Raw genomic sequence first — 25669 nt, forward strand, 5'->3', positions numbered from 1 at the left:
TTACAACTATACTCAACAATAGCAAAAGCGGCTCACAGCGAAGCCTATGAGGTTATTTAATGATTAAATAGTTATGCTTAAAGGTCAACTTTATATCAATGGCAAGGATGCCTATCTTACGTGGGGCATCTTCTTAGACGAAACCGCCCTCAGTACGCTCATGACCCCTGCACCAAACAAGGAGTTCATCAGCAACAAGTATCGCTCAAAGGACGGCAAGTCGGTTATCAAGCACAATCCTAGATTGGATGAGAGGGAGATAACGCTGGCATTCAATATGACCGCCAAGGACTCAGATACGTTCATGACGAACTATGCTAGGTTCTGCGAGGAGGTTCTTGCCAAGGGGGAGTTGGTTATCCGCACCCGATTCCAGCCTAATGTGTGGTATCGGTGCATCTATCTCTCCTGCACTCAGTTTAGTCAGTTTATTCGTGAAATGGCAAAGTTCAGCCTAAAACTCAACGAGCCAGACCCTAGTGACAGAAGTGAAACAAGTAAATATACAAGCTAATGATTCAGATTAAAAGAAATAACAAGGTATTCTTCACATTAGAGGACTTCGGCGAGGGTTCTAAGCTGTCATATCAGCTTATGGACCACCACTACATCATCTTGAAGTTCACTACGGCTACTCCTATCTATTTCGAGATTGGGGACTCCGTGGAGATTCCCGACTTCGGCTACTTTGAGCTTACATCATCATACTTCCCTAAGCACAATGATAGTGATGGCTACGACTACGAAATGCAGATGGATGCCTACTATATGTCTTGGAAGAATAAGCTTTGCAAGTATCGCCCTCAGCACGGAGCCAACGAGACCTCCTTCAGCCTCACCACAACGGTAGGCGTACACATGAACGTTATACTAGGCAACCTAAAGGCGCTAGGTCTTACGTACAATGGCAAGGAGTTCTCTGTTGACTACACTACATACAACAACAAGGCTTTCGATGTTCAGAAGAGATTCTTGATCGAGTACGGCTCCATCAGTATTCTTGATGCTCTCAACGCCATCTGTTCCGAAGACGCACTCAACTGCGAGTGGTGGATAGATGGCTCCATTATATACCTTGGATATTGCGAAATGGAAGGACAGACAACATTCGAGCAGGATGTTAATGTTCTGTCTATGTCCTATTCGGAATCCAAGTCAACTTATATCACGAGACTGTACGCATTCGGCTCAGATAGGAATATTCCGAAAGGATATTTCACTGGTGCCGATGCGGACGTCACTACCGATGGTGTTGCTACTGATTACCTCATGCTCCCTAACAAGGAAGTAGATAGTGATGGTTTCTACGCCAAGGATGGCTATCTGGAGAACGTGAATGTCGTGAAGAATGACAAGCAGGCTATCGAAGGTGTCGTTATGTTCGATGAAGAATATCCGAAGGTTGAATGCAGGGTCAGCAGTATCAAGACCTATGATAGCACCGTTGATAACGAAGACGGAACGAAGACTACACAGACATTTTGGCAGGTCACTTCTACAGACTCTTTCACTAATAACTTCAAGGAGAGTTGGATAAAGAGTAACCTCACTTTAGGCATCAAGTTCACTAGCGGTGCTCTCATGGGTATGGAGTTCGATGTCAGCTTCAAGGTTATCGACAAGGTTAACTACTTCGAGATTGTGGCTAATGACACTTACGGAAGAACTCTTCCCGATGGCGTTATGTGCCCAAAGGTTGGTGATAAGTACTTTCTGTTCAACTGGGACGCAACCAAAATTACAGATACGGACCTCATCCCTACTGCTCAGTTGTCTCTGTTCGATAGAGCGAAGCAGTACTATCAGAAAACAATGATCAGCAACTCAAACTTCACCTGCACGATGGATGGCGATAAGTTCTACAATGATGGAACATACGATTACCATCCTCTCGGTGAGCAGGTAAAGCTGATTAATGATATGTTTGCGCAGGTGGACGCGGATGGCAAGCACTACCGAAACTCTCGTATCATCGGAATGGAGATACCTTTGGATATCCCTTACGACCACCCTCAGTACACAGTAGGCGAAAAGGCGGCTACTAGTCGGTTGGGTAAGTTGGAAGACAAGGTTGATTCCATCAAGGTGAATGGAATGCAGATAGGCGGCACAGGAAGCGGTAATGGTGGAGGTGTCTATGTAATCGGCATGAACGATACCACTCCTGCATCCGATAGTAACGTTTATTCTGCTAGACGCTCTAGGATGGAGTTTGTATCTAGGCTGCTGGATAACACAGCAAAGGGCACAATCACATGGGAGAAGGTGCAGAAGTTCTTTAGTGGATTGTTTGTCGGTAACCGCAACAATGAGAACGGAGGTTCCTGGACTCCCGATGCAGAAGGTCGTTCGCACCTCATCACAGATTACTTGGAGGTAAGAATGAAGGCTATCTTCGAGGAGCTGGTCATTAATAAAACATCCACCATCGGTGGTAAGGAGATAATCTCTCCTGCTGGTGGCGTGGTGGCTCATAAGGTAGAAGAAGTTACTGTGACATACAATAATGTGTCACAGAAGGCTTATCGTTGCTATTTCTTAGCAGAGCAGGATGGTGATGAGGTAGATAACGACTTCGCGGTTAACGACCAAGTGCGCTCGGAATCATTCAACGTTCGCAAGGGCACTTATCATAAGGTTGGCAATCACTTCTATTGGCGATTGGTAATCGGTCGTGACGAGGAACCTGTAGAGCTGGAAGGAAAGAAATATCATTACATCGACCTCTCCGATATCGATTGCGCTACAGCTAGCGATGTACCTGCGAAAGGTGATGTGTTATCGCAGTGCGGTAATAGAACCGATGTAGAACGTCAGAACTGCCTTATCTTCTCGGCGGTAGATACCTATTCGCCATCCATCAGCCTCTATCACGGCATCAACAGCTATTCCTTTGCCAATAGGGAGTATGTGGACTATGGTGTGAATAAGCAGACTAACAAGGCTTTCTTTCACGTCTACGGAGATATGTACTTCGGAGACCGACCTACTAGTGCCAATAACTACGAGGGTGATTCCTACGTTAAGTATGATAGCGACAAGAAGAAAGTAACCATCAAGGGAGACTTGGATATTAAGTCAACCTATGATGGCAAAACCTTGGATAAGTATATCGCAGACAATAGTTTGGATAAGAATGCCGTTGAGACCATTATCAAGAAATCGGATACGATTACCGACCTTCAAAACCAGATAGACGGAGCTATTGAGACTTGGTTCTATGACGGCGTTCCTACCCTATCCAACGCCCCTGCCATTGGGTGGACTACCGACAATGATAAGAAAACCCACTTGGGAGATCTCTACTATGACAACAAGACGGGCAAGGCATACCGCTTTGCCAAGGATGGCTCTACCTATAAGTGGATTATCATCACAGATACGGAGCTGACCAAGGCACTCAAAGATTCAAGCCAAGCACTCAAAGATGCAAAATCAAAGAGACGTATCTTCGGCTCTCAGCCAGTTCCACCATACGATGTAAACGATATGTGGGTCAATGCCACCTATCCTAGCGATGGAAGTACCTACAAGAATGAAATCTTGAAGTGTTCCACCGCCAAGGCAGAAGGTGAAGAGTTTAATATTTCAGATTGGAAATTGGCTAGCAAGTATACCGATGACACGAAGGCAGAGGAAGCAAAGAAAGCTGCTGAGAAGGCGCAAGCTGAGATTAAGACGACACAGAGCAACTTGAACGCCCTCGGAACGACTGTTACCGAAAACAAAAAGACGTTCGACAGCTACGTCAAAGATGGCTACCTAGAGCCTTCTGAGATTGCTGCAATGGCGCAGGATTCCAAGCGACTTGAAGATGCTTTCGCAGCTGCCGAGAAGTCGTACAATGAAGTGAAGGGAGCAGAGGTGTTAAAGAGTACAAAAGAACTCACCGACCTTAATACAGCTTTCACTACTCTCTCTACTGCCAAGACGGAACTCGTTACGTATCTCTCAGATATATCTACAAATTACAATAAGGCTGATACTACCGGCAAGGCTGCTATCGTCTCTGCCGTGGGAACGAAGTTCACCAACTTTCAGTCCGCATACAGCGCATTCTATGACAAACTTGGTTTGGCTAATGCCTATATCACTAGCAAGATATATGGTGACTTGAAGCAGAATATCACAGACCTCGCAGGTTACAAGTATCTCAAGGATGCGCTCGGTCAGACTACATATGTTGACGGTGGTCTTGTAATGACAACGCTCCTTGCGCTGAGAGACGGAGACGGAAACGTTCAGAGCGGTATCAACGGAGCAATAGACCCGAATAGAGGAAAGAAGAGTATCGCAACATGGTGGGGCGGTCAGATGGTGGATAAGGACTATAATAGCGGAAATCTTACCCCTGCAACCTCCCTCATCCGCTTCGATGGCTCGGGTTATCTTGCCAATGGTGCTATCTGGTGGGATGTGAGCGGAAAGGTTCACGCTGACCCTACCTCTTTCATCATCAGCGAGAAGAATCTTGGCGCATACCTCACCTTCTTCGAGCCGACTTGGAAGGAAGGAAGTGCAGGAACGAGCGTTGCTGACCTTGTGTCTTTGAAGCCAAACGCTCCATTCTCCAAACTTGGCGTATCGGGCGATGCTACATTCGAAGGCGCAATCTCCTTCCATGGCATTAAGCTCACGTATGATTCCAAAAACAAGGCTATCAAAATTGATGGCAATCTCTATACCACAGGTGGTATCACGGCATACGGAGCAGGAGCATCTACCACGGGTGGTGGCGGCTTGATTGCAAGCGTAATCAGCTATGCGAGAATCATAGAGGGAAACTATACGGATGCGGACTTGACTAGCATTCCGAATGCCTATGCTATAAAGGCTCTCAGCAGCCGAATTGACAATATAGCATCAGAGCTTGGCGGTCTGAGCCTTTCTTGGAATAACATCACGGGTAAGCCATCAACATTCACACCTAGTGCGCATACCCATAAGTGGACAGAAATCACTGACCGCATCACGAAGGTAAGCCAGCTTACCAATGATAAAGGGTATCTGACTGCTCATCAGTCTCTCGCAAGCTATTATACCAAAGCGGAGATTGATGCAAAGGGCTATACTACCAATAAGGGTACTGTTACATCTGTAGCTCTTACCCTTCCTACTGGTTTGACGTGCGCAACTAAGACTATCACAACAAGCGGTACGTTTGCTATTAGTCTTGCTTCTGGTTACTCCATCCCAACAACAACAAAGCAGACGGCTTGGGATGGTGCGGTATCAGCAAAGCATACTCATAGCAATAAGTCTGTATTGGATGGTATTTCATCTACAAAAGTAAGTCATTGGGATAGTGCCTATGACTGGTACGCCCTTATAACTACTGACGAGGAGACTGCGGACGGCGTTATCAATAAGTGGAACGAGGTGGTTAGCTTCCTCGCAAATATTGCGCAGACAGACACTTTGAGCGGTATTGTTGATGGAATCAATAAGTCTATATCTGACGAGGTAACAAGAGCGAAAAAGGCAGAAGGGGTGAACGCTTCGGGCATATCCACCAACAAGACGAGTATCACCACCTTGCAGGGCTACTTTACAAGCGGTTCAGCGAAAAAGGCTCTCCAGCTCACGAATACTCGCAAGCTTTGGGGTAACTCGTTTAACGGTACTGCCGATATTAACGGAAGTATCATCGTGCCTGACGGAAAGTACATCTCCATCGGCAACATAAAGATGGAGTATGATGCAACCAATAAGGCGTTGAAGATTACGAACACTACGACTAACGAGGTGGCAAACCTCTATACTAGTGGTGGTGTTTCTGCCTATGGTGTTGGGACATCCTCATCCAGTGGTGGCGGCTTGAACGGCAGTGTGAAGAGTTATTCAAATGCCTTGAAGCTTACATCAGAATCGCTGAGTGAGATTGCCTCTGCCTACTCCATCAAGGCTCTTGATTCTCGTATCTCTAGCTTGGAAGGTGGTAGTGCTACTGCTATTTCTGTCAGCGGTAGCGGTAATGCGGTTACGTCTGTCACCAAGGATGGTACTACTATCAGCGTAGTTAAAGGTAGTACGTTCTTAACTAGTCATCAGTCACTTGATGGTTACGTTAATGCAATATCTGTAAGTGGAAGTGGGAATGCTATCACGTCTGTATCTAAAAGTGGAAAGAGTATTACTTTTACTAAAGGTGCAACTTTCTTAACTAGTCATCAGAGTCTCGCCAACTATTATACCAAAAGTAGTGTAGATTCACTTCTTAGTGGTAAGTCGGCAACTAGTCATACACATAGTGTTAAGATTAACGGTGTTACTAAAACCATTGCTGCTAGTGGTGGAACTGCTGTAGATTTAGGAACTTATCTTACTTCTCATCAATCTCTTAATGGGTATGCTACGCAATCTTGGGTTAAAAGTCAAGGTTATCTTACTAGTCATCAAGATATTAGTATTCTTAACATGGCTAATGATAGATATTATACTGAAAACGTTTATGGTATAAATATGAGAAATTCTGATATTATTGGAGTTAATTCTATTTTTACCAATGACTTATCTGAGACCCCTATTGAAGGTATTCTATTTTCTAGAAGTAACGGTAACTATGATGGTATTCGTGCTGCAAATGGTATTCTTTATTTTAGTAAAAATGTTGTTAGAACTACTGAAAAATATGATGCTGAATATGAAGTTTATCATAAAGGTAATCTTACTAAACTTAGTCAACTTACTAATGACAAAAATTTTGTTACTGGTTCTGTAAGCGGTCAAACTATTACTATCAATGGTGTTTCTACTACTTGGCAAAATACTTGGAGAGGAATTACTGATAGTTATAGTGGTACTTCTACCGGTACTAGTCTTAGTCAAAAAGGTGCAAATAGTTTATATAATGCTTTGCATAATGGTTATGCTAGTAGTGCTGGAAATGCAGATACTTTAGATGGTTATCATGCTAATGGTAGTAATGTTGCACCCTATGGGCATATACCTACTATAGAAAGTGATGGAGTAATGGAAGTAGGTAAATATATTGACTTTCATAATGATAATAGCGGTAAACATGATTTTTCTACTAGATTACAAAGTAGTGGTAATTATGGAAATTCAGTTAATTTACCGTCGAACTCTGGTACATTGGCGTTAATTTCTGACAATGTAGCTTCTGCTACTAAACTTCAAACCCCTAGAACTATTTGGGGTCAAAGTTTTGATGGTACTGGTAATGTTGATGGAACAATATATATAAATAATAGTGATTCTGAAAACGGAGCTATAATATTAAATAATAATGTAAATGCTAATGCTCGTATATCAGCTATAAAAGACCAAGTAGTATTCAATACTGGTGCTGCTATTCGTTTTGGAGCAACCAACTGGGAGTATAGTGATTGGGCTGGTCTCAAATATGATACTGTCGCTAATGCTATATATTTAGGTATAGCCGATGGAACTGTATTTAATTATTATTCTAATAAAAGAAGTGATGGTACACTTAAATTTCCAGGCATTACAACTATAACTCCTGATGCCGCAGCTAGAATTGGAGGTAGTGGTGGTGATTTATATTTAGGTAACGCTAATAATACTAATTGGGTGAAAGTTCAAGACATGTGTAGTCAAGTAGATAGTAATAATTGGATAATAATGCAAGGTGGTTATGCTCTTTTTAAAGATATAACTATTATTAATACTGCTACTATTAATGGTAAAACTACTATTAATAATTTATTAACAGCTAAAGGTATAATGCCTACCACGGCTGATGTAAATGCTTTTGGTACTAATGTAAATAATTGGGATGGTAGTATTGCAGCTAATGTTACTAATATGTTTAATGGTATTCCTTATGATAATATATCTATAGAATATTCACGAGATAATGGTGCTAGTTGGACAACATATACTTCAGACCCTTCATATAGGTTTAATCTTGTAAATGATAATACACCTAAAACCAATTTTAAATTAGGTAATGACTATATTGTTGGTAATACTGACGTTGATAAGAAAAATCAAATAAAGAAAAACCAACTTAGGGTTACTATAAAAATACCTAATGAAATATATCAAGAACTTAGTTGGATAAGTGTTGATGTAAATAATGGAGTTGATATAAAATGCCAAGTATATTTTGGAAGTAGTACTGGTGGTTATAAAGAATATGTTTCTAAAATAATGAAAGGATGGCCACACAAATGTGATATTTGTGTTGGTCCTCTAAATGTAAATGTTGGTAATGATAATTATCGTTATGTAAGATTAGTATTTAGCCATCTCAATACTCATACTGCTTTACGTAATGGTATTGTTGCTAAAATTAGAGCTTTAGCTTTAACTAAATATAGCTATAATGGTGACAGATATAATATTAGTACTACTGGTCATATATATGATTATGATTATAATATGAATACTTACTTCCCTAATAGCATTCTTGCTAAAGGTGGAGTTACAGCTTATCAGTCTTCTGACATCCGCTTGAAGCAGGATTTGCGGAAGCTGGACTACTTGGGTATCATCAAGGCGATGGGTGGCACTTATGGCTTCGCTTGGAAGAAGGACAACACAAGGTCTATCGGTTGGATTGCCCAACACGTCTTGCACAACCCTCAGTTAAAGGACATCGTGGAGACTGACGAGAAGGGCTACTACAAGATTAACTACTGGTCTCCGAAGCTGATTGCAACGGCATTCGGTGCTATTGAGCAGGTGGGCGATGAGGTCAGCAGGTTGAAGGCTCGGGTGCTCTTCCTTGAATCAGAGGTTCAGCGATTGAGTGGAGATAAGGAAGACTGCAACAAGAAGAGATTAGATAACAAGAATATTAATTTATTAAATTAGTTAAGAAAATGGAGAATTTAAAGATTAACAAGAAGAGTGAACAGACAACCGCCACTTATACCAAGGGCGGCTATCGAGTAGAAATCACCTACAATGTTGACAAGACGGGTGGCAACATCGAGAGCATCAATATGAGTATCTATGGTGACCCAAATGGTAATTATCTCGGCAATGCGAACGCAAGCTCCAACGGCAGCGAGCTGACCTACAACATCAGCGGTGTTCCGCAGAGCAAGCTCAGTGAGGTATCAGCATTGATTGAGGAGGTTAATTCCGCTATCGCCGCTAATATGGCAAGCGAGGCAGCAGAGTAAGTATCGTGAGCATTAACGCAGGGTGGCTCTTATAGAGCTGCCTTGCCTAGTGTTTTAAGTTCTAAAGATTAAGCGTATGGAACGCTTTATATTAAGCTTGCGAAAGTGTTCAATGTAACAGTAGAGCGAGTTGTTACTAAAGAAGTTGTAACAGAATTAGAAACTAAAGTTGAATATTTAAAAAATAAAGATTATGCCTTACAATAGTGAAACTGGAATTATTAGTGCTCCTGTTAGCATTGATGATGTTAAACGAGCTCTTGGAGAGAGTAGCAATGACCTTGCTACTCTTTGTAAGAGTGAAAATATAAATATATGGAGTAAATATAAACCTATTAGTTGTAAAGGTGAATTTAAAGAATATCCTATTAGAGAAGACTCTGAGGAAATAGTAACATCTTCATATAGTAGATATACTTGTGTTGTTCGTTGTGGTATGAATATACCTATGGACACTTATAAGAACTTACGTTATAATTATGGAGAAGAAGGTTTTGCAATTAAAGCTTGTAACAACCTTTATAAAGATAATGTATATGGTAATAATGGTTATATTAGTGATAACACAAGTACAAGTGTATCAGGAAAACATTTTCCAAAAGGTGGTGCTAATTCTCCTTATAGATTAAGTGATTTTAGAAACTATAGTAGTAAAGCAATAAGTAATGTATTTCTGACTTCTATTCCTCAATTTCATAACGTTGAAATTTATTATTCTTCAACTCCTAAATTTAATTGTGTTCTATATAAGGACACAAATGTGGATAATAATACAAATGTTACTATGGATGATATAATACCTGATTTATCTTTAGGTTGGTCTTTTTGGATTCAAATTCGTTATGATTCACCATATAATGTTAATGATAAGATTTATAAAAATTATTATGTCGGTAATTGCAAAAAACCAACAGATTATGTATACGCTAGTAAAGAAATAACTTTTGATATAGGCAGTGGAGATAAGTTTATTGATATTGTTCCTTTTTTAGCATATACCCGTAATGCAACTTTATATGATAATACAAAAATAATTTTTATATCTCTTCCGGGTGCTATTACTTTTAAATATTATCCTAGACAAATTAATATGGAAAGTATTAAAAGTGGTTCTAGTGGTTTTGTTGATTTCTCATCGTTGAGAGAATTAGTTGGTGCTAGTTGTATTTGTAAAGCAAGAATACATAAACTTCCTGATGCTACAATTACAATTACTGATGGTATGTTTAGAAGTGTTTGTGCTTATGGTAACAATAAGACAACATACGGAAGAGGTTATGTATCTAATAGCTCTGGTCAAAGTACAGGTTCTGTAACTATTCCTGAAGGTGATAGAACAGATTATGTTGATATATATATAAGATTTGATAATGTTTATGAAGGAGGTTATTATGGACAAATGTGTCAATTATCTTTTGAAACTAATATAGATGGTGGATGGAAACAAGTTCCTCCAGGTGGTAGTTATATTATGCATTAAAAAGCAGATGTTCTTAATATAACAAATATACTAGAAATGTATTTGTGGTTTACGTTCTCACCGAGAAAGCAGACACGTTGCGACCTAGTGATTACCCAACGTGGGGAAGCTGATTTTTAAAATTCGTAAATTTTGCTCCTCCTGCATTGTTATTCGGAATTATTTTCTTAACTTTGCACTGTTAATAGGAAAGGTATTCTGCTATGGCAATCTGACGAAGAATATTGTATAACATAAAAATAAAGAAACAATTATGAAAAAGATTAAGACAATCGAGGCTGTTGATGCCTACAGAACGTTGAAAGCATTGAAGACATCATCAATGAGCGATGATGCCGCTATGCGAGTTTGGAAGAACATGAAGGCACTGCGCCAAGTAGCCGATACCTACGACAAGGATGTGGAGGAAGCGCAGCAGAGCTTGAAGGACGATAAGTTCGAGGAGATGCAGTGCAAGCTTCAGGAGTGCCAGCAGTTGGAGCAGAAGCACGCCAATGAGGGCTACGAATACACCAAGGACGATTCAGCCAAGTTCGCTGAGGTCAATGAGTACTTCTTCAATCAGAAGCAGAAGACCGAGAAGTATTTCAAGGAACTTGCCGACAAGGAGGTAGAGGTAGCCATCGAGGCAGTTGACGAGAAGGAGTTGTTCAAGGCAGCGAAAGATTGCGGCTTGAAGTTCGCTGATATGGAGACCCTTGATGTTGTGATAGGATAAACACTGATAAGTAGATATAGAAATAGCGTTAGAATTTGGTAAGGAAGCCGTTCTAACGCTATTTTTGTAGCCATCTACTTTCAGATTGTTACTTTTTATAAAGTTTAACACAGAAATATTCTCATTTCCGCTGGTTTTGTGCAAAAGAGTGTAACTTTGCAACATCATTTAATTTAAATCAATGAATTATGAACAATTAGCTATAGACAAAAGGAGGTTTATTAATATGACACTAGAACAAGAAGCCGAAGTCCAACGGTTGATAAAGGACATTGATGTGACGGAGCTGATGGATATGCTTAAGAAGCATGGTAATCGGTATAGCAGGAGAATATTAAAGTTCTTCCGCTGGTTCTGCAAGTATGTGCCTATCATTATTATGTTCTTCCACGCATACGGCATTTGGGAGTTCTCTCAGCATCCACGTGAGATGTTTATCCCATATAATGAAAATATGCCTTGCTATATCTTTATTTATTTCATGGTTTACGTCCTGCCGATGGTGACGATACTGGCAAGTAGATTTTTCTTCTTGTGCCAGTGGTATCGCATTCCATTTATGTACTACTTAGGCATCAATGCGGCTCATATTGTAGAGTGGAGTTGGTACACAACTAAAGATATGGTGGATTCCTGCTTTACGGTCATGGTCGTGACAACTATATTCTATTTGTATAGCTTTGCTAGAATGTTTGTTAATGATACGAAACTAGGACGTAAAATTTGTGCATAAGATATGGGAAAGATATTGAATTATAAGATACTCGGCACGGCTTTAAAGTCGCTCAGTGATGCTTGTTTCAAGGCAGACGAGCAACAGAGAAATGGCGAGAAGGTCACCGCTTGCGGAATGAGCGATGATGACCTAGATAGATTGTGTGACATCATCCCAGATATGCTCAATCCTATGTTGAGTACAGAGGAAGTCAAGGAGAAACTTCACGTTTCTGATGCTACACTCAATCGTATGGTTGCTAGAGGTGACATTCCAAATGGCGTTTGCAAAAAGCGAGGACATACCCGATATTTTAAGAAGTGGGATATACTACACTATATAAAAAGCAAGAGAAAATCATAACGTATAAGCCCTATCGCAGTACGGATAAGCGAGAACGTATGAGTATTATTATGGATTATATGTTTTGTACTTTGATTATAGTAGCGATACTGGTAATTATCAACTGCACGTTCATAGCATACCTGTATCTTTCCTATAAGTATAAAACGATAGATAAGTTCTTCATGGCTTGGGTGACATCATCAACTATGATATTGATAATGTGGTTCGGGGAAGGATTGTATCTGTATCTAACAAATTAATGATGAAAAATTTGGTGGTTTCGGAATTATTGTCTATCTTTGCAATGCTTTTTGAGCATCGCATATTTGAGCATCGCATTTCCGAGCAGGAATGTGATATTTCCCCTATACTATTGGCGTGGTATAGGGGATTTTTGTTTCTACTTCTATCCTAATAGTTGAACATGTAAGTGTTCCTTACAAGTTGAGTAAGAGAGGTAAGTGATTGCCTCTCTTTTTTATATGTTAGAATAAAGTTTTGCACTTTTTCGTGAAATCTATTTGATGATTAAATATTTTGTTGTATATTTGCAGCGTTATTGTTTAATCATCAAATAGTTATAGTATGGCAGATAGAATTAAAGATATTGTTGTAGGCGTAGTTCTTGCACTCCTCGCCTATCTTAAACCGATTGAAGGCGAGTTGTCTTCGCTTATGATCGTCTTCACCCTCAACTTTATTTTCGGTTATCTTAGTGGCATGATTGCAAAAGGAGAGAACTTCGAGTTGAAGAAAGCAGTTGTGTGCATCGGTCACGCTACCGTGTTCTTCGTCCTTTGTGCAGCAGTATATGCAATCGGGCGATTCAAAGGACAAATGGAAGGTTCCGTTCAATGTGTTTCTTTTATCTCGTATCTAGTATTGTGGTTCTATGGATGCAATATTCTGAAGAACTTGAAACAGATATTCAAGAAGGGTACCCCTCCTTGGTATGTTGTTAGCTTTATGTACTACCTCATGCGCTTCAAATTTATCGAGAAGATTCCATATTTGTCGGACTATCTAAATTACACGGAAAAGGAGGAAAAGATATGATGTTAGCGATTATTATGGTGGCAGCTTTTACAGTAAGCATTATTGTATTTGGTTGCATTATTCAAAGAAATGATTATAGCGAGGAGGAGAAGTAAACATGGCTGATTCTAGTAAACTCGTTCCGTTTATCCTCAGTTGGGAAACGGACAAATACACAAATAACAAGAAAGATAAGGGCGGTCCAACAAAATATGGCATTACCCTTGCTACCTGGAGAAGAGTCGGGTACGACAAGAATGGTGATGGTGTTCTTAACGAGGAAGATGTAAAACTCCTCACAGAGGAAGACTTTCATCGAGTTTTCAAGCAGAACTATTGGAATGCTTGCAAGGCAGACCAAATACAGGATCAGAGCGTAGCCAATATGCTGGTAGACTTTGCTTATAACAGCGGAGTTAGTAAAGCTGTAAAACATCTACAACTTGTATTAGGTATCACAGCAGATGGTATTATCGGTAATAAGACGCTGTATGCCATTAATAAATCCAATGGAGAAAGACTATTCGAAGCCTTCAAAAAGGATAGAAAAGCTTATCTAAAGAGAATCGCAGTCGGTGACCAGAAATGTTTTCTTAAAGGGTGGCTTCGCAGACTTAGCTACATTACGTATGGTAATCTAAAATTGAATAAATGATGAAATGGTATGATATAAGATTTTGGAAATGGGCAACCATTACCCTAGTGGTAGGTCTTGCGCTTGTTTCTGTCTTAGGGTGCAGTACTCCTAGAGCAGTAACTACACAAACCTTCATCACAGACAAGCAGAGTGAAAAGAAGTTCGATTCCCTCTTCACTACCCGATTGTCTTATGCCTTCGAGCAATGGCAACATATCCAAAAGCGAGAAACAGAAAAGGCTACCAAAGATAGCAGCTATGTAAAAGATAGCACAGCAACCCGATATGATGCGCAAGGGAATAAGATTGGTGAAGATCGTTTTCATTACGAGAGTCACTATTTATTTGAAAAGGAACGAAGAATGCTCCTCGATACCATCAGTACATATAAAGCATACAAAGATAGCTTTATATATTACAGAGGAAGATGTGACTCCTTATCAAAGATTGGTACCTCTCAGTTCTATAAGATTGACGCTCCTTCTATAAAAGAGAAATCTCTGTCAAGTATGCAGAAGATATTCTTAAAAACGGGGCAGATGTTTTGGTTCTGCTTTATACTCATAGTTATGTACTTACTATATATATCAAGGAAGAAAAAGAAAGAATCTTAGAAAAGTTGTTTAATTAAGGTTTTGAGATTTATTTTGGATAACTAGGGCGACTACTCGTGATGAGCGGTCGCCCTTTTTGTTTGCAAAGTAAATTCTTCCGTTCTAAGAGGATTAAAAATGAGTCTACCTACTATCACCATAAACCACTGATTTAGAGACACTAACGAAAACTATGATAGCCTTATAGCTTATTTCAAAACAATTTTCTAACTTTGCACACGTAACGTTACAAATAGTGTTAGTTAAATATTAAGGTTAAATTAAAAATTCGGGATATGGAAAGTAAAACTTACGTGTTCAATCCAGAGAGCGGCACAAGCGGCACAGGCTCTAATGGAATCTTGGCTATGCTTCCTGCACTCATGCAGAGACAGGGTGTTGACCCAGGTCTTATTGCACTCTTGAACAACCGTGGAAACGGAAATGGTTGGGGTGAAGACATCTTTGCAATCCTCCTCTTGTTCATCCTTATGGGCAATAATGGTATGGGGTTCTTCGGAGGTAATCGCTGCATGGGTTCTAACGGACAGGGCGGTGTTGTGCCAATGCTTAACAATGATGCCAATACAGCCGTTATCATGCAGGCTGTTCAGCGCAATGGTTTCGACGTTCAGAGCTTGGCTACAGCCCTCAACACATCAAGTGACGCAGTCATGGCTGCAATCAATGGCTTAGGTCATCAGATTTGCAACCTCGGCAATCAGATGGGCATGAATGCTAATCAGATTTTGACTGCTATCATGCAGGGTAACAATGCCATCGCTACTCAGTTGGCAGAATGCTGCTGCAAGACCAATAACGCCATAACTGCAATGGATGGCAACCTCAAGTTGTCTATCTGTCAGCAGACCCACGCCATCAATGATACGGCAAATGCCAATGCTTTGATGCTCCGTGACAAGGCTGATGCTAACAATCAGTCTGTCTTGGCTAAGTTGGATCAGATGCAGACACAGGCAATGCAGGATAAGCTCGATGCTTTGAGAGAGAAGAATAGTGCCCTGCTTGCTCAGATTTCAAACGAGCATCAGACACAGGCTTTGCAGGCTTATCAGGCACAGGTTATCACACCAGTAAATGCAGCTTTGGCTGCACTGCAGGCAGAGGTGGCTGGCATCAAGTGCAAGTTGCCTAATACCATCAGTGTTCAGTACCCTCAGTACGGAGTATTCAACAAGGACGTTTATACTGCTGCCGCCATGGGAGCTTATGCAGGTGATGTAGCGGCTTCTCGTTCAACTGTAGGATGCGGTTGTTAGGAAAGGAGGTAACTATGTTCCCTTTATATCCATTCAATCCATTTATTCCAATCGGTCAGAGAAACCAAATCAAACTTATTGATGTAGGCGGTATCTATGAGCTGAAGACAAATGCTCAGCAGGTCACAGATGCTAGTGTAGATTATGGTATCAATCCTTGCTACTACAATGCTTTGCCTTGCGAGTGCATTGTACTCTTGAAGATACATCAAGGAGTTGCCGCTGCAAGTGCGACACTTCCTGTTACAATCGTAACTCCAAATAGTGGTTCGACCACTGTTAACGGAACTGCTAACACTAGCGGAACTACTTCCGGCACAACAAAGGTGCCAGTTGTTGATCATGTGGGAAAGGCAGTGACGGGAGCTAACGTTTCTGAAACTACGGAGGCTTTGGCATACATCAATAAGAAGAGCGGTATTATCCGACTGCTTGGGTTTCAGCAGCCTACAGGCGGCTAACGGAGTATTAACTACGGAGCAGGTGGCAACATCTGCTCCATTAAAAGAGAAAGAAAATGTTTCAAGGACTAAGACAGTCTTCTCTCTTCTACATCTTAGACAAGGGAGGAGAAAAGCCGACACTAAGAATCGGTCAAGTAATATCGGTTAGCAATCCTCAACAGAAATACCCAAGCTACGTGCCTGGTCAAACACCGACATTAGAAACTACGGTAGATGTTAAGGTGCAAGTAGAAGACCAGCAAGTAAACTTTGAAAAGTTGCCTTCAACGGCACAGATAGTAAACTTCGGCAATGAAGGTGTTGTTGTCAGTGACAGCAGGGAAGCTATGTGCGCTGAGATTGATGCTATGTTGCGGCATTCCAAGGGAGTCGTGGAAAGTGTAGATTACCATAATGGAGTCATAAGCTCCTGCGAGGAAATGCTCACTAGAATCAACCCACAGATTGCCAAGGAGAAGCAGCAGGAGCAGGACATCAATAACCTAAAATCAGAGGTTAGTGGCATGAAGGGTACGCTATCCAATATTGAGTCCATGCTGTCTAAGGCTTTGAGCAGTGGTAACAATTTTAAAAAGTAATTGCTATGGGATATATGGTAGAAATTACGGAAAACAAGTTCGATGAGCTTGTTGACAACTGCGAGGAAATGGTTCGAGCAGGTGGTAAGGTTATGAAGTGCTTGGATAGTTTGAAGCGCGAGCGTATGGGAAACCGTATGCCGATGCCGGACTATCGTGACAAGTGGGACGATGATGATTGGCGCGACGAAGACCGCTATGGAGAGCGACGTTACTATGGTCGCCGTGGCGGTGGACGTTACTAATGTTTAATTCGGTGGTGGGGGTATTTTCCCTGCCACCCTTAAAAGAAAGAGCTATGGGAAAATGTAGAATACCTTTGGATGCTTACGATATGAAGCCAGAAGGAATGATAGCATATCTGAGATATAATGGCTGGCACTTCAACAAAAAGGCTTGTGAGTGGGCAGTTGCTCAGATGAGAAAATACAACCCTGTCACCAAAAAGGATGAGGAGGTTGAATACATGGATAAGGATAAGGTTGAATCCATCCTTACCAAGCAGGGAGTGACGCTTGAAAATAATGTAGGCTATGATCATATCTATGTGGCAAACATGGTTAAGGCTGATTTCTATAAGTCTTCCATCGAGGACGAAGCTCATATGGCTTTGTTCGTGAAAGATATGGTTGATGATACCGACCAGAAGGACGGTTTCATCTTTAACAGATTCTATGCCGACTGCAACCATAATGGCATCGGCATTCCATGGGATGATATTTTATGATAAGTCAAGAGATATATCTAGAAAAGTACGATTGGAAAGTTCTTGTGTTTTACGGTTTGGAATCATCAGATACCGATGAGGTATGCAACTCCCTTGTGCAGATAGGCTGCACAGAAAAGGCGGTCGAAAGCGCAAGGGAGCATTGCTTGCGTGGAATGCCGAACACAGGTCTAACCTACTCCAATCTTGCAGGTAGAAAGAGCGTGGTTGCGGTCAGTAGGACCACAACGGAATATGAGTTCGTGAATACTGTCACACACGAAATGTTTCATGTTGTCACTCATATCTGCGAATCACTAGGTATAGACTTGAAAGACGAAGAGCCTTGCTACATGATGGGATGGCTCTGCCAGGCAGTTAGTAGGATATTCATTTAAAATTTAGAAATATGACGGACATTAAATTAATGGTGGATGCTGCAAGGCAGCTAAACCAAACTTGGAAAATGAGTAGTAATGGTTTGGAGACAGGAAATATCCCAAACGATGTGTATAATGCTTTGTGCGAAGTGGATGAAGCCGTAACCAATCTGATTGACAAAGTCGGCGAAGCTACAAAAATCATTACATTAAGCAGTATCTACAAAAGCATATAACTCTTTGATACTCAGCGAGTTGAATTTAGTATTTTTAACTAAAATAAAGTGTGGTATATTTGCATATATCACATTTTTTTTGTACCTTTGCATATAGAAAGAGTGGTTATTTTGACTAACCATAAATTATGTTGAACCAATTAAAATCTTAAAAAGATGGAAGAAATTAAGGAAATCAAAAAGAATTATGAAATGGGATTCATTTCGTCCCATGAATTTCTTTGTGAATATGCAGGTGTCCTTTCTAAACTTGGAGCGCAGGGTGAACTGATTGATGCTATGAATACAGTATTAGCTCCGCTTGCAGATTTCATAGTGAAGGACATCTTGAATGCCAGCGATGACGAGAAGAAACAGATTAAGGACTTCTTTAATTTTAAGTAGATATGGGTACCATTCTTTTAATAAACGGATTAATTTTTCTATTTGTCGTTGCGATAGTAGATTTAGCAATGAAACATTAATAAAACAAGCCCTTGACAACACGGTCAAGTCACTTATATGAAAGCAATTAAAGTAGCAGTATTTTTTGAAATGATGAAAAGACTTATGATACAGTATTCATTCGACGAGTTGCAGGGTACTACTTTCAGAAGTCATTTCAGTGCAGTTGGCCTAGGAGATACACAGGAGCGAAACGGCTTCTTCCTGGCAGTCTACATAACAGATAACTCTGTGTTACAAGATGGCTTCATGAAGGGAGTAAGAACTTATCTTGATGATGCAGTCGTATATAAGTACGATTCTCCTTACCAAGAGAAGGATGTGTTAGATAAAGAATTAATGTACATAATTGAGATTAAAAATGAAGACTAGTAGCTTATATGTTACCCGCGATGATTCAATGTATGACACAAAGAGCGGGTTTGAGACTTACGAGGAGGCCAATGCCTATCGTGAGGAGTGTCAGAGAAGTTGGATCAATCATGCCGACTATGTTTTTCTTATAACAAGAGACTCTGCCGGGAATTTTGTCAAAGAGACAAACTTGACAAAAGCAACAAAGGAAGAGAGAATCAAGCTTCTTGAAGAAGCAGGCATTCCATTAAAATAATTTGTAACCAATTAAAATATTAAAGATTATGACAACAGCAACAAATTTGAGTAAGGCTGCCGAGGATATGGTAGCAGTTCCTTCTTCAGTTAATGAAGACAAGTTCTTTGATTTCGAGAAAGCCAAGACCCAGGCTATCACTCTCGAACAGTTGAGTCGCACACACCGTGAGGATGATGTTTACGGAAATCCGCTCCGTGGCATCTATCACTTTGACCTTTTCAATAAGGTCATTGATGAGTGTACAGAGCTCGGCTACAATGTGGAGGTTTATGATATGTTTGCAGCACAGAACAGAGACCGTCAGTCGCCTGGAGTGGTTCGCCTCCCACAAGTGGAAGCGGTCAAAGGTCAGCATGCGGTAGAGGCGCATATTCTCCGCCGAGTTTATGCCAATATTCGTATCACTGATTTTGATAATGATGAGACTACTACTAATGTGGCCGTAGCCTTCCATCAGAAAGGTATTCAGATTGGATTCGGTCCGAATGTGATGATTTGCCACAATCAGTGTATGCTATCTCCAGAACTGTATATGTCCAGCTATTCCGAAAAGGGCAAGAAGGGTTCCGGTATGGAAGTGGCAGCAATGCTTGATACATTAAAGTCATGGCTGGTAGATGCCCGGCACATCATCGAGACTGATCGTGAGCGTATTGCCAAGATGAAGGAGACACGCATTACTGCAGAACAGATGTTCTTGCTCATTGGTTTGATGACTGCTACAAGAGTAAAGGCAGATACATCACGAAAGTCTATTCGTGAGAATATCACCTACCCTCTCAATCAGTCACAGATTACACTCTTCACAGAGGATATGCTGGAGGCCTATCACGATAAGGAGTTTGTAACTGCCTGGGATATGTATAATTCTGCTACCAACTTGTATAAGGCTAACAGAATGGATATCCCTGCCCTTTTGCCACAGAACAGGGCAATGGTTAACTTCATGAAGGCCAATGGTCTGATAATTTAATTGGTTCGAAAGGAGCTTCCAAGGGTTAGTCCTTTGGTTGCTCCTTATATAGAACGTAATCCAATACTTTTCTATTTGCTGCGTCTATATTGGCAACACTCTTGTCAATATAGATAGCTGTTGTCCTGTTTCCATGGGAATGTCCCAATGCTTCGGCAATGATTTCTTCGGGTATTCCTATGGAGAAGGCTATTGTTGCCCACGTATGCCTAGCCCAATACAGAGAGATATGATCAAACAGAGAATTATGCTTTGTATGATATTCCTTCTGAAAATCATGAGCTTTCTTTTTCTCGTTCCTTTCTTTAGTGACAGGGCCTATTGCCTTTAGTCCCTTGTTTGCCTTGCACACAAATTGCTTGTAGTTTCTCATGTTCTCTGAGAAATTGACTAGCTTTGTCTTTCCTCTATACCTATTTATTATCTGTATAGCTTCCGGTTCCAGTCTGATGCTATACAGTCTTCCCGTCTTCTTTCGTCTATACAGTAATCTTCCGTCTACAACATTCTCATCCGTACAATTAAGAATATCGGCAGGGTTTATCCCGATCAAGAAGAATGTAAGCTTGAAATAATCCAAGTACTTCTGCTGCCATGGCTGCACATTATAATTAAATAAGGTACGTAGTTCATCTACAGAAAGAGAACGTTTTTCTGTCTGTTCCGGATTTATATCGAATGTTCTCATCGGATAATGGCTGGTTATCTCATTATCGATAGCATCGTTGAAAACGGCACGTATGTTTCTGAAATGTATATTCCTGGAGTTCTTCTTTAACCCTTGTCTTACCAACTCGGCATCCAACCTTTTCAGCCAATCCTTTGAGATATCTTCAAAAGCGTAGGTATCTACCTTGCTATCGAAATCGCGCATCTTCTTCAAAGTGGTTGCATATATTTCCCTGGTCCTTTGTGCTGAACGACTATTCATATATTCTATATACCTATTTATAAATAAGTCTTTCTTCTTAACATCAGGGTCTAGATAGGCTACAACCTTATTCTTTATCTGCGTTGAAGTCTGTTTAGTAAGTTCTCCCTTCATCTGCAGTTCCAATATAGCATTTTCAATCTCTACCAATTTGTTCTTGACAAATATTTCCAATCTCTGCTTGTTTGGTGCATCAACTATTCTTTGTTTCTTGACATCCCATTGTTCCTTTTTCAATTTGACACCAAGAGGAATATAAGCTGCCTGTCGCTTCTTCGTAATGGCAACTTTGAGCGGTGCAGGCTCTCCGTCCTTGACCGCTCTTGTATCTAAGTATAGTTTCGTTGTTATCATTTGCAAGCTATTTGCAAGCAGAATTGTGCAAAAATGTGCAAAAATGTGCAAGAATGTGCAGGATTCTACTTAGTTGGATAAAATACGATGTTTTGGAAACACCTAATTTTCAGTGATTTCTGCGGAAAGAGGGGGATTCGAACCCCCGATTCCCTTTAGGGGAATACACGCTTTCCAGGCGTGCCTCTTCAGCCACTCGAGCACCTTTCCATATTCCGAAGAACTCTTCTTAATCGCCGCAACATGCTGCTGCAACAATTTCGAAGTGCAAAATTATTGCTTTTCCTCCGAAATACCATAACTTTCATTGTTTTTTTATGTTTATTTAAGGAGTTTTGAACGCTTACTGCCTATACTAGGGATACGGATAGCGGAAAAATACGCTCTGCATTGATATTGGTCTGCCGGGCAAACTCCTCTTCGCTTACGCCATAAGCCTTGGCGAGCGTCTTCATCACTTCTACCACGAAGGCGCTTTCGTTGCGTTTTCCTCGGTATGGAACGGGAGCCATGTAAGGAGAATCGGTCTCCAGCACGATGCGGTTCATAGGAACCACGGCAGGAAGGTCTTCACGCAGATGGCTGCTCTTGAAAGTAGATACGCCACCGACGCCCAATACAAACTTATCGAAGGAGAGCAGTTCTTCTGCTTCCTTCTGGTTGCCCGTAAAGCAATGGAAGACGCCACCCGGCAGTTCTTTCTCATACTTTCTGAGCAGATGTACCATCTCGTTCTGCGCCTTGCGGCAATGAATCATCAGCGGGAACTGGGTTTCTACCGACCATTTTACCTGTTCCTCGAAAGCCTCCAACTGCTCATGCTCGAACTCACGGCTCCAGTAATAATCAAGTCCTACCTCTCCGATAGCAATCAAGTCTGAAAACTGAGGAGAACCCGCCTGACTGGCATTACCGGTCATGCGATGCTCCTCCAGTATCTTCCGGAGTTCAGCCAGCTGTTCCTTCCAGTCAGCCTTCACCTCTTCAGGATGCAGACCAATCATCGGATAAGCATAGCCTGGATATTCCTTAGCCAATGCCAGGACCGCGTGTGTGGTCTTCACATCGATGGCAGGCAAGAACACCTTACCTACCCCCGCTTCCTTGGCACGGGCGAAAGCCTCCGCCCTATCCTCATCAAATTCTTCCGCATCGAAATGCGTATGTGTATCTATTACTTTGAACATAGAACTGTCAACTTTGAACTTTATGATTAGTAAAGCCGATGAATTTTTCACTCTTCGTTCTTCACTCTTCACTTCAATTAGTACTGTCGCTTCATCATTTTCTGAGCATACTTTGCCAATTCCTCCTTACGCTCAGCAGGCACATTCACGGCATCCAGATACTTCTTGCTCTGCTCGAAGTAATAGGCTATCTTATCCTGCGCCATTTTGTCGATACCTATCTCGTTGTATAGACGGGTAACGGCAGCCACCTTCTCCTTGCGGTCGAACTCCTCGGCATCCACCCATTTCTGGAGTTCTGCACGCTGAGCGTCGTTGGCATGGTTGAAGGCATTGATAAGCATATACGTCTTCTTGTTGGATGTAATATCGCCACCAATCTCCTTACCGAACACCTTGGTATCGCCGTAAACATCGAGGTAATCATCCTGCAACTGGAACGCCAATCCTATCTGCTCGCCAAACTTATACAGGTTCTCTGCATCCTCATCAGAAGCATCGGCAAGGATAGCACCCATCTTCAAGGCACAAGCCAGGAGAACGCTGGTCTTGAGGCGGATCATCTCGATATATTCCTCCTCCTTCACATCGTTACGGTTTTCAAACTCCATATCAAACTGCTGACCTTCACCAATTTCCAGGGCAGTGGTCGTAAAGAGCTTCAACACCTTGGCAAGATGCTTTTCATCACATTGAGCCATACGCTCATAAGCCAGAACGAGCATGCTGTCGCCCGAAAGGATTGCCGTATTGGCATCCCATTTCTTATGAACCGTTTCATGACCGCGACGCAAATCAGCATTGTCCATCAGGTCATCATGCAGCAAAGTATAGTTATGATAAGTTTCCAGGGCAACGGCATTCATCAGAATCTTCTCAGGATTGTCCTTGAAAAGATTGTAGCCCAGAAGCATGAGCGTAGGACGAATACGCTTGCCACCCATAGAAAGTACGTATCTGATAGGCTCATAAAGAGACTTTGGCTTTCTTTCGTAAGGCAAATTAGCCAGAAACTCATTTACCATGCTTAAAATTTCATCTGCTGTCTTCATAATAATGTATAATTTATAATGTATAATTTACAATGAACAATTTATAATTTATAGCTGGAACACTACCGGGATGGCAATCATCGTGCGACAGACCTTGCCTTTATCGATGCCCGGTTTCCACTTCGGCATCATCTTCATCACCCTCAAAGCCTCGTTGTCGAGCAATGGATCTACCGAAGTGCTTACCTTGATATTGGCAACACTTCCATCCTTGTTTACGATAAAGGATACCACTACGGTTCCCTGAATCCTACTTTTCTGGGCAGCTACAGGGTACTTCAGGTTCTTGGTAAGCCACTGCATGAAGGCAGACCAGCCACCAGGAAACTGCGGTATCTTCTGCACGACGGTCAGTTTGATAGGAGCCTCAGCTCCCGGATTCTCAATGGGAGTTTCAGGAACCGCTTCCTTCACCTCAGCTCCATCCACTACACCCGAGCCGTCGCCGATAACCAGTTCGCTGGTTGTAGAACTGATTTTCTGCGGTGCCTTCTGAGTCTGTTGCTCGGCAGCCTTCACTTCCTGAGTAATTGACTTAGAAGCAGGAGCCGAAACAGCCTCTGCACTCACCATATCTTTCTGGTCGGGACGAGCCGACATTTCCAGATCCTGTGCAAGATCTTCCATCGATTCAGACAAGTCATCATCTCCCTGCGGACCTCTCTGATATTGGAGTCCTACGAAGATGAAAGTAAAAGCCAGCAGCAAACCTAGCAGGAAAAATGTAACCCGCTTATCTTCCAGTTGTGCGCTATTTGATTTCTTAATTTCCACAATAAAAACCGTTTAAAATCGTTATTTCCTACGAAAACATTGCAAAATTACTTCTTATTATTGAAAAAAGCAGTATCTTTGCCAAAGAATTAGAAAATTTAAATGAAAAAATATGTAATTTCCGCAATATTGACGCTTTTTGCGACAATTATTGATGCTCAAGAGAGCCAAACGGGGTATAATTTCCTTCGCTTGCCGGTGAGTGCTCATGCAGCTGCTCTGGGTGGCGACAACATCACCTTGATAGAAGATGATGAGGCACTCATATTCCATAATCCGGCTCTCCTGTCATCAGTAAACGACAAGACGGTCAATCTCAATTATATGAACTATATGTCGGGGGTGAATACTGCCTCGGCTAGTTTCAACCGTATTGTCAACGACAAGGCTTCGTGGGCTGTTTCGGCTCAGCTTGTTGACTACGGCAAGATGAAAGAGACGGACGAGAACAACATCCAGATGGGTGAGTTCTCGGCAAAGGACATTGCCATTGCGGGTTACTTCTTTTATATGCTCAGTGAGAAATTCGCAGGTGGTATTGCCGCCAAATTCATCACTTCGCATATTGGCGATTACAATTCTATCGCTGTGGGAGTGGATCTGGGCATCAACTATTACGACCCTGAAACGGAATGGTCGGTTTCATGTGCGGCAAAGAATCTGGGTGGACAGCTGAAAGCTTACGACAATGAATATGAGAAGATGCCGATCGACCTGCAGTTGGGTGTGACGAAACGCTTCGCCAACGCACCGTTCAGGGTATCAGCCACACTGGTCAACCTGAACCATTGGGACAGCAGTCTTCGTGATCATGCCGTAGTAGGTGCCGACATTCTGCTTTCGGAGAGCCTGTGGATAGGTGCCGGCTACAACTTCCGGAGAGCCAACGAGATGAAAATCAGCACCTCAGAAGATGAGGAAAGCAGTCATGGAGCCGGTTTCTCTGTGGGTGGCGGTATCAACCTGGAGCGCTTCCATCTGAACGTTGCCTACGGCAAATATCACGTCAGTAGCAGCAGTCTCATGCTGAACGTAAGTTACAGATTATAAATTATACA

Annotated in this window: 25 protein-coding genes and 1 tRNA gene; 21 read left to right on the top strand and 5 right to left on the bottom strand. The window is 41.6% G+C overall.

Annotated elements, in window-relative coordinates:
* Nucleotides 1-73: 73 nt before the first annotated feature.
* From ONT08_RS02490 to ONT08_RS02585, 20 genes are all read left to right on the top strand, one after another.
* Nucleotides 74-514, top strand: a complete 441-nt coding sequence (locus ONT08_RS02490; protein WP_264959165.1) for a hypothetical protein — start codon at nucleotides 74-76, stop codon at nucleotides 512-514.
* Nucleotides 514-8802, top strand: a complete 8289-nt coding sequence (locus ONT08_RS02495) for a hypothetical protein (protein WP_264959166.1) — start codon at nucleotides 514-516, stop codon at nucleotides 8800-8802. The genes ONT08_RS02490 and ONT08_RS02495 overlap by 1 nt, the downstream gene beginning before the upstream one ends.
* A gap of 8 nt (nucleotides 8803-8810) precedes the next feature.
* Nucleotides 8811-9116 carry a hypothetical protein gene (locus tag ONT08_RS02500; protein WP_264959167.1) on the top strand — a complete coding sequence of 102 codons (306 nt, stop codon included), beginning with the start codon at nucleotides 8811-8813 and terminating at the stop codon, nucleotides 9114-9116.
* 193 nt (nucleotides 9117-9309) lie between these two features.
* Nucleotides 9310-10596 (top strand): hypothetical protein, encoded by a 1287-nt coding sequence (locus ONT08_RS02505; RefSeq protein ID WP_264959168.1) that lies wholly within the window; start codon nucleotides 9310-9312, stop codon nucleotides 10594-10596.
* Between the two features lie 253 nt (nucleotides 10597-10849).
* Nucleotides 10850-11314 (top strand): hypothetical protein, encoded by a 465-nt coding sequence (locus ONT08_RS02510; RefSeq protein WP_264959169.1) that lies wholly within the window; start codon nucleotides 10850-10852, stop codon nucleotides 11312-11314.
* A 181-nt stretch (nucleotides 11315-11495) separates the two neighbouring features.
* Entirely contained in the window at nucleotides 11496-12047 is a 552-nt protein-coding gene (locus tag ONT08_RS02515; protein WP_118063060.1) for a hypothetical protein, read from the top strand.
* Nucleotides 12048-12050: 3 nt separating this feature from the next.
* Nucleotides 12051-12392 (top strand): helix-turn-helix domain-containing protein, encoded by a 342-nt coding sequence (locus ONT08_RS02520; RefSeq protein ID WP_264959170.1) that lies wholly within the window; start codon nucleotides 12051-12053, stop codon nucleotides 12390-12392.
* A gap of 567 nt (nucleotides 12393-12959) precedes the next feature.
* Entirely contained in the window at nucleotides 12960-13430 is a 471-nt protein-coding gene (locus tag ONT08_RS02525; RefSeq protein ID WP_218460095.1) for a hypothetical protein, read from the top strand.
* Nucleotides 13431-13527: 97 nt separating this feature from the next.
* Nucleotides 13528-14064 (top strand): glycoside hydrolase family 108 protein, encoded by a 537-nt coding sequence (locus ONT08_RS02530; RefSeq protein WP_254963443.1) that lies wholly within the window; start codon nucleotides 13528-13530, stop codon nucleotides 14062-14064.
* On the top strand, nucleotides 14061-14660 hold the full coding sequence (locus tag ONT08_RS02535; protein ID WP_153079306.1) for a hypothetical protein: 600 nt from the start codon (nucleotides 14061-14063) through the stop codon (nucleotides 14658-14660). The genes ONT08_RS02530 and ONT08_RS02535 overlap by 4 nt, the downstream gene beginning before the upstream one ends.
* A gap of 275 nt (nucleotides 14661-14935) precedes the next feature.
* Nucleotides 14936-15919, top strand: a complete 984-nt coding sequence (locus ONT08_RS02540; protein WP_153079307.1) for a hypothetical protein — start codon at nucleotides 14936-14938, stop codon at nucleotides 15917-15919.
* A 14-nt stretch (nucleotides 15920-15933) separates the two neighbouring features.
* Entirely contained in the window at nucleotides 15934-16380 is a 447-nt protein-coding gene (locus ONT08_RS02545; RefSeq protein ID WP_153079308.1) for a hypothetical protein, read from the top strand.
* A 56-nt stretch (nucleotides 16381-16436) separates the two neighbouring features.
* Entirely contained in the window at nucleotides 16437-16961 is a 525-nt protein-coding gene (locus ONT08_RS02550) for a hypothetical protein (RefSeq protein ID WP_153079309.1), read from the top strand.
* Nucleotides 16962-16966: 5 nt separating this feature from the next.
* Nucleotides 16967-17206 (top strand): hypothetical protein, encoded by a 240-nt coding sequence (locus ONT08_RS02555; RefSeq protein ID WP_153079310.1) that lies wholly within the window; start codon nucleotides 16967-16969, stop codon nucleotides 17204-17206.
* Nucleotides 17207-17259: 53 nt separating this feature from the next.
* A complete protein-coding gene (locus ONT08_RS02560; protein WP_264959171.1) occupies nucleotides 17260-17688 on the top strand; it encodes a DUF7841 family protein in 429 nt (142 codons plus the stop codon).
* Nucleotides 17689-18076: 388 nt separating this feature from the next.
* Nucleotides 18077-18283, top strand: coding sequence for a hypothetical protein (locus ONT08_RS02565; RefSeq protein WP_264959172.1), 207 nt, complete (start codon nucleotides 18077-18079; stop codon nucleotides 18281-18283).
* Between the two features lie 156 nt (nucleotides 18284-18439).
* Nucleotides 18440-18667 carry a hypothetical protein gene (locus tag ONT08_RS02570; RefSeq protein WP_153079313.1) on the top strand — a complete coding sequence of 76 codons (228 nt, stop codon included), beginning with the start codon at nucleotides 18440-18442 and terminating at the stop codon, nucleotides 18665-18667.
* 117 nt (nucleotides 18668-18784) lie between these two features.
* A complete protein-coding gene (locus ONT08_RS02575) occupies nucleotides 18785-19099 on the top strand; it encodes a hypothetical protein (protein WP_264959173.1) in 315 nt (104 codons plus the stop codon).
* Nucleotides 19089-19337, top strand: coding sequence for a hypothetical protein (locus ONT08_RS02580; RefSeq protein WP_218483450.1), 249 nt, complete (start codon nucleotides 19089-19091; stop codon nucleotides 19335-19337). Before ONT08_RS02575 ends, ONT08_RS02580 begins: the two co-directional genes overlap by 11 nt.
* Before the next feature lie 28 nt (nucleotides 19338-19365).
* Nucleotides 19366-20313 (top strand): DUF932 domain-containing protein, encoded by a 948-nt coding sequence (locus ONT08_RS02585; RefSeq protein ID WP_228115042.1) that lies wholly within the window; start codon nucleotides 19366-19368, stop codon nucleotides 20311-20313.
* Nucleotides 20314-20338: 25 nt separating this feature from the next.
* Here the strand turns inward: ONT08_RS02585 and ONT08_RS02590 are convergent, their stop codons facing one another.
* From ONT08_RS02590 to ONT08_RS02610, 5 genes are all read right to left on the bottom strand, one after another.
* Nucleotides 20339-21598: a site-specific integrase gene (locus tag ONT08_RS02590; RefSeq protein WP_264959174.1), complete on the bottom strand. Its 1260-nt coding sequence runs from the start codon at nucleotides 21596-21598 to the stop codon at nucleotides 20339-20341.
* A 122-nt stretch (nucleotides 21599-21720) separates the two neighbouring features.
* Nucleotides 21721-21808, bottom strand: a tRNA-Ser gene (locus tag ONT08_RS02595).
* Nucleotides 21809-21948: 140 nt separating this feature from the next.
* Nucleotides 21949-22785: a TatD family hydrolase gene (locus ONT08_RS02600; protein ID WP_264959175.1), complete on the bottom strand. Its 837-nt coding sequence runs from the start codon at nucleotides 22783-22785 to the stop codon at nucleotides 21949-21951.
* A 77-nt stretch (nucleotides 22786-22862) separates the two neighbouring features.
* Complete coding sequence (locus tag ONT08_RS02605) at nucleotides 22863-23837, bottom strand: polyprenyl synthetase family protein (protein WP_117586974.1); 975 nt, start codon at nucleotides 23835-23837, stop codon at nucleotides 22863-22865.
* Between the two features lie 48 nt (nucleotides 23838-23885).
* On the bottom strand, nucleotides 23886-24611 hold the full coding sequence (locus ONT08_RS02610) for an energy transducer TonB (protein WP_118416477.1): 726 nt from the start codon (nucleotides 24609-24611) through the stop codon (nucleotides 23886-23888).
* 102 nt (nucleotides 24612-24713) lie between these two features.
* Here ONT08_RS02610 and porQ point away from each other — a divergent pair, with 102 nt between their 5' ends.
* Nucleotides 24714-25661 carry a type IX secretion system protein PorQ gene (gene porQ / locus ONT08_RS02615; protein WP_264959176.1) on the top strand — a complete coding sequence of 316 codons (948 nt, stop codon included), beginning with the start codon at nucleotides 24714-24716 and terminating at the stop codon, nucleotides 25659-25661.
* The last annotated feature ends 8 nt before the right edge of the window (nucleotides 25662-25669 follow it).

The sequence above is a fragment of the Segatella copri genome (assembly GCF_026015465.1).
Taxonomy (GTDB): Bacteria; Bacteroidota; Bacteroidia; order Bacteroidales; family Bacteroidaceae; genus Prevotella; species Prevotella copri_E.

Bases quoted from the DNA above. Each gene is read 5' to 3' on its own strand.
- ONT08_RS02490 (WP_264959165.1), top strand. From the start codon at position 74: ATGCTTAAAGGTCAACTTTATATCAATGGCAAGGATGCCTATCTTACG.
- ONT08_RS02495 (WP_264959166.1), top strand. From the start codon at position 514: ATGATTCAGATTAAAAGAAATAACAAGGTATTCTTCACATTAGAGGAC.
- ONT08_RS02500 (WP_264959167.1), top strand. From the start codon at position 8,811: ATGGAGAATTTAAAGATTAACAAGAAGAGTGAACAGACAACCGCCACT.
- ONT08_RS02505 (WP_264959168.1), top strand. From the start codon at position 9,310: ATGCCTTACAATAGTGAAACTGGAATTATTAGTGCTCCTGTTAGCATT.
- ONT08_RS02510 (WP_264959169.1), top strand. From the start codon at position 10,850: ATGAAAAAGATTAAGACAATCGAGGCTGTTGATGCCTACAGAACGTTG.
- ONT08_RS02515 (WP_118063060.1), top strand. From the start codon at position 11,496: ATGAATTATGAACAATTAGCTATAGACAAAAGGAGGTTTATTAATATG.
- ONT08_RS02520 (WP_264959170.1), top strand. From the start codon at position 12,051: ATGGGAAAGATATTGAATTATAAGATACTCGGCACGGCTTTAAAGTCG.
- ONT08_RS02525 (WP_218460095.1), top strand. From the start codon at position 12,960: ATGGCAGATAGAATTAAAGATATTGTTGTAGGCGTAGTTCTTGCACTC.
- ONT08_RS02530 (WP_254963443.1), top strand. From the start codon at position 13,528: ATGGCTGATTCTAGTAAACTCGTTCCGTTTATCCTCAGTTGGGAAACG.
- ONT08_RS02535 (WP_153079306.1), top strand. From the start codon at position 14,061: ATGATGAAATGGTATGATATAAGATTTTGGAAATGGGCAACCATTACC.
- ONT08_RS02540 (WP_153079307.1), top strand. From the start codon at position 14,936: ATGGAAAGTAAAACTTACGTGTTCAATCCAGAGAGCGGCACAAGCGGC.
- ONT08_RS02545 (WP_153079308.1), top strand. From the start codon at position 15,934: ATGTTCCCTTTATATCCATTCAATCCATTTATTCCAATCGGTCAGAGA.
- ONT08_RS02550 (WP_153079309.1), top strand. From the start codon at position 16,437: ATGTTTCAAGGACTAAGACAGTCTTCTCTCTTCTACATCTTAGACAAG.
- ONT08_RS02555 (WP_153079310.1), top strand. From the start codon at position 16,967: ATGGGATATATGGTAGAAATTACGGAAAACAAGTTCGATGAGCTTGTT.
- ONT08_RS02560 (WP_264959171.1), top strand. From the start codon at position 17,260: ATGGGAAAATGTAGAATACCTTTGGATGCTTACGATATGAAGCCAGAA.
- ONT08_RS02565 (WP_264959172.1), top strand. From the start codon at position 18,077: ATGACGGACATTAAATTAATGGTGGATGCTGCAAGGCAGCTAAACCAA.
- ONT08_RS02570 (WP_153079313.1), top strand. From the start codon at position 18,440: ATGGAAGAAATTAAGGAAATCAAAAAGAATTATGAAATGGGATTCATT.
- ONT08_RS02575 (WP_264959173.1), top strand. From the start codon at position 18,785: ATGAAAGCAATTAAAGTAGCAGTATTTTTTGAAATGATGAAAAGACTT.
- ONT08_RS02580 (WP_218483450.1), top strand. From the start codon at position 19,089: ATGAAGACTAGTAGCTTATATGTTACCCGCGATGATTCAATGTATGAC.
- ONT08_RS02585 (WP_228115042.1), top strand. From the start codon at position 19,366: ATGACAACAGCAACAAATTTGAGTAAGGCTGCCGAGGATATGGTAGCA.
- ONT08_RS02590 (WP_264959174.1), bottom strand. From the start codon at position 21,598: ATGATAACAACGAAACTATACTTAGATACAAGAGCGGTCAAGGACGGA.
- ONT08_RS02600 (WP_264959175.1), bottom strand. From the start codon at position 22,785: ATGTTCAAAGTAATAGATACACATACGCATTTCGATGCGGAAGAATTT.
- ONT08_RS02605 (WP_117586974.1), bottom strand. From the start codon at position 23,837: ATGAAGACAGCAGATGAAATTTTAAGCATGGTAAATGAGTTTCTGGCT.
- porQ (WP_264959176.1), top strand. From the start codon at position 24,714: ATGAAAAAATATGTAATTTCCGCAATATTGACGCTTTTTGCGACAATT.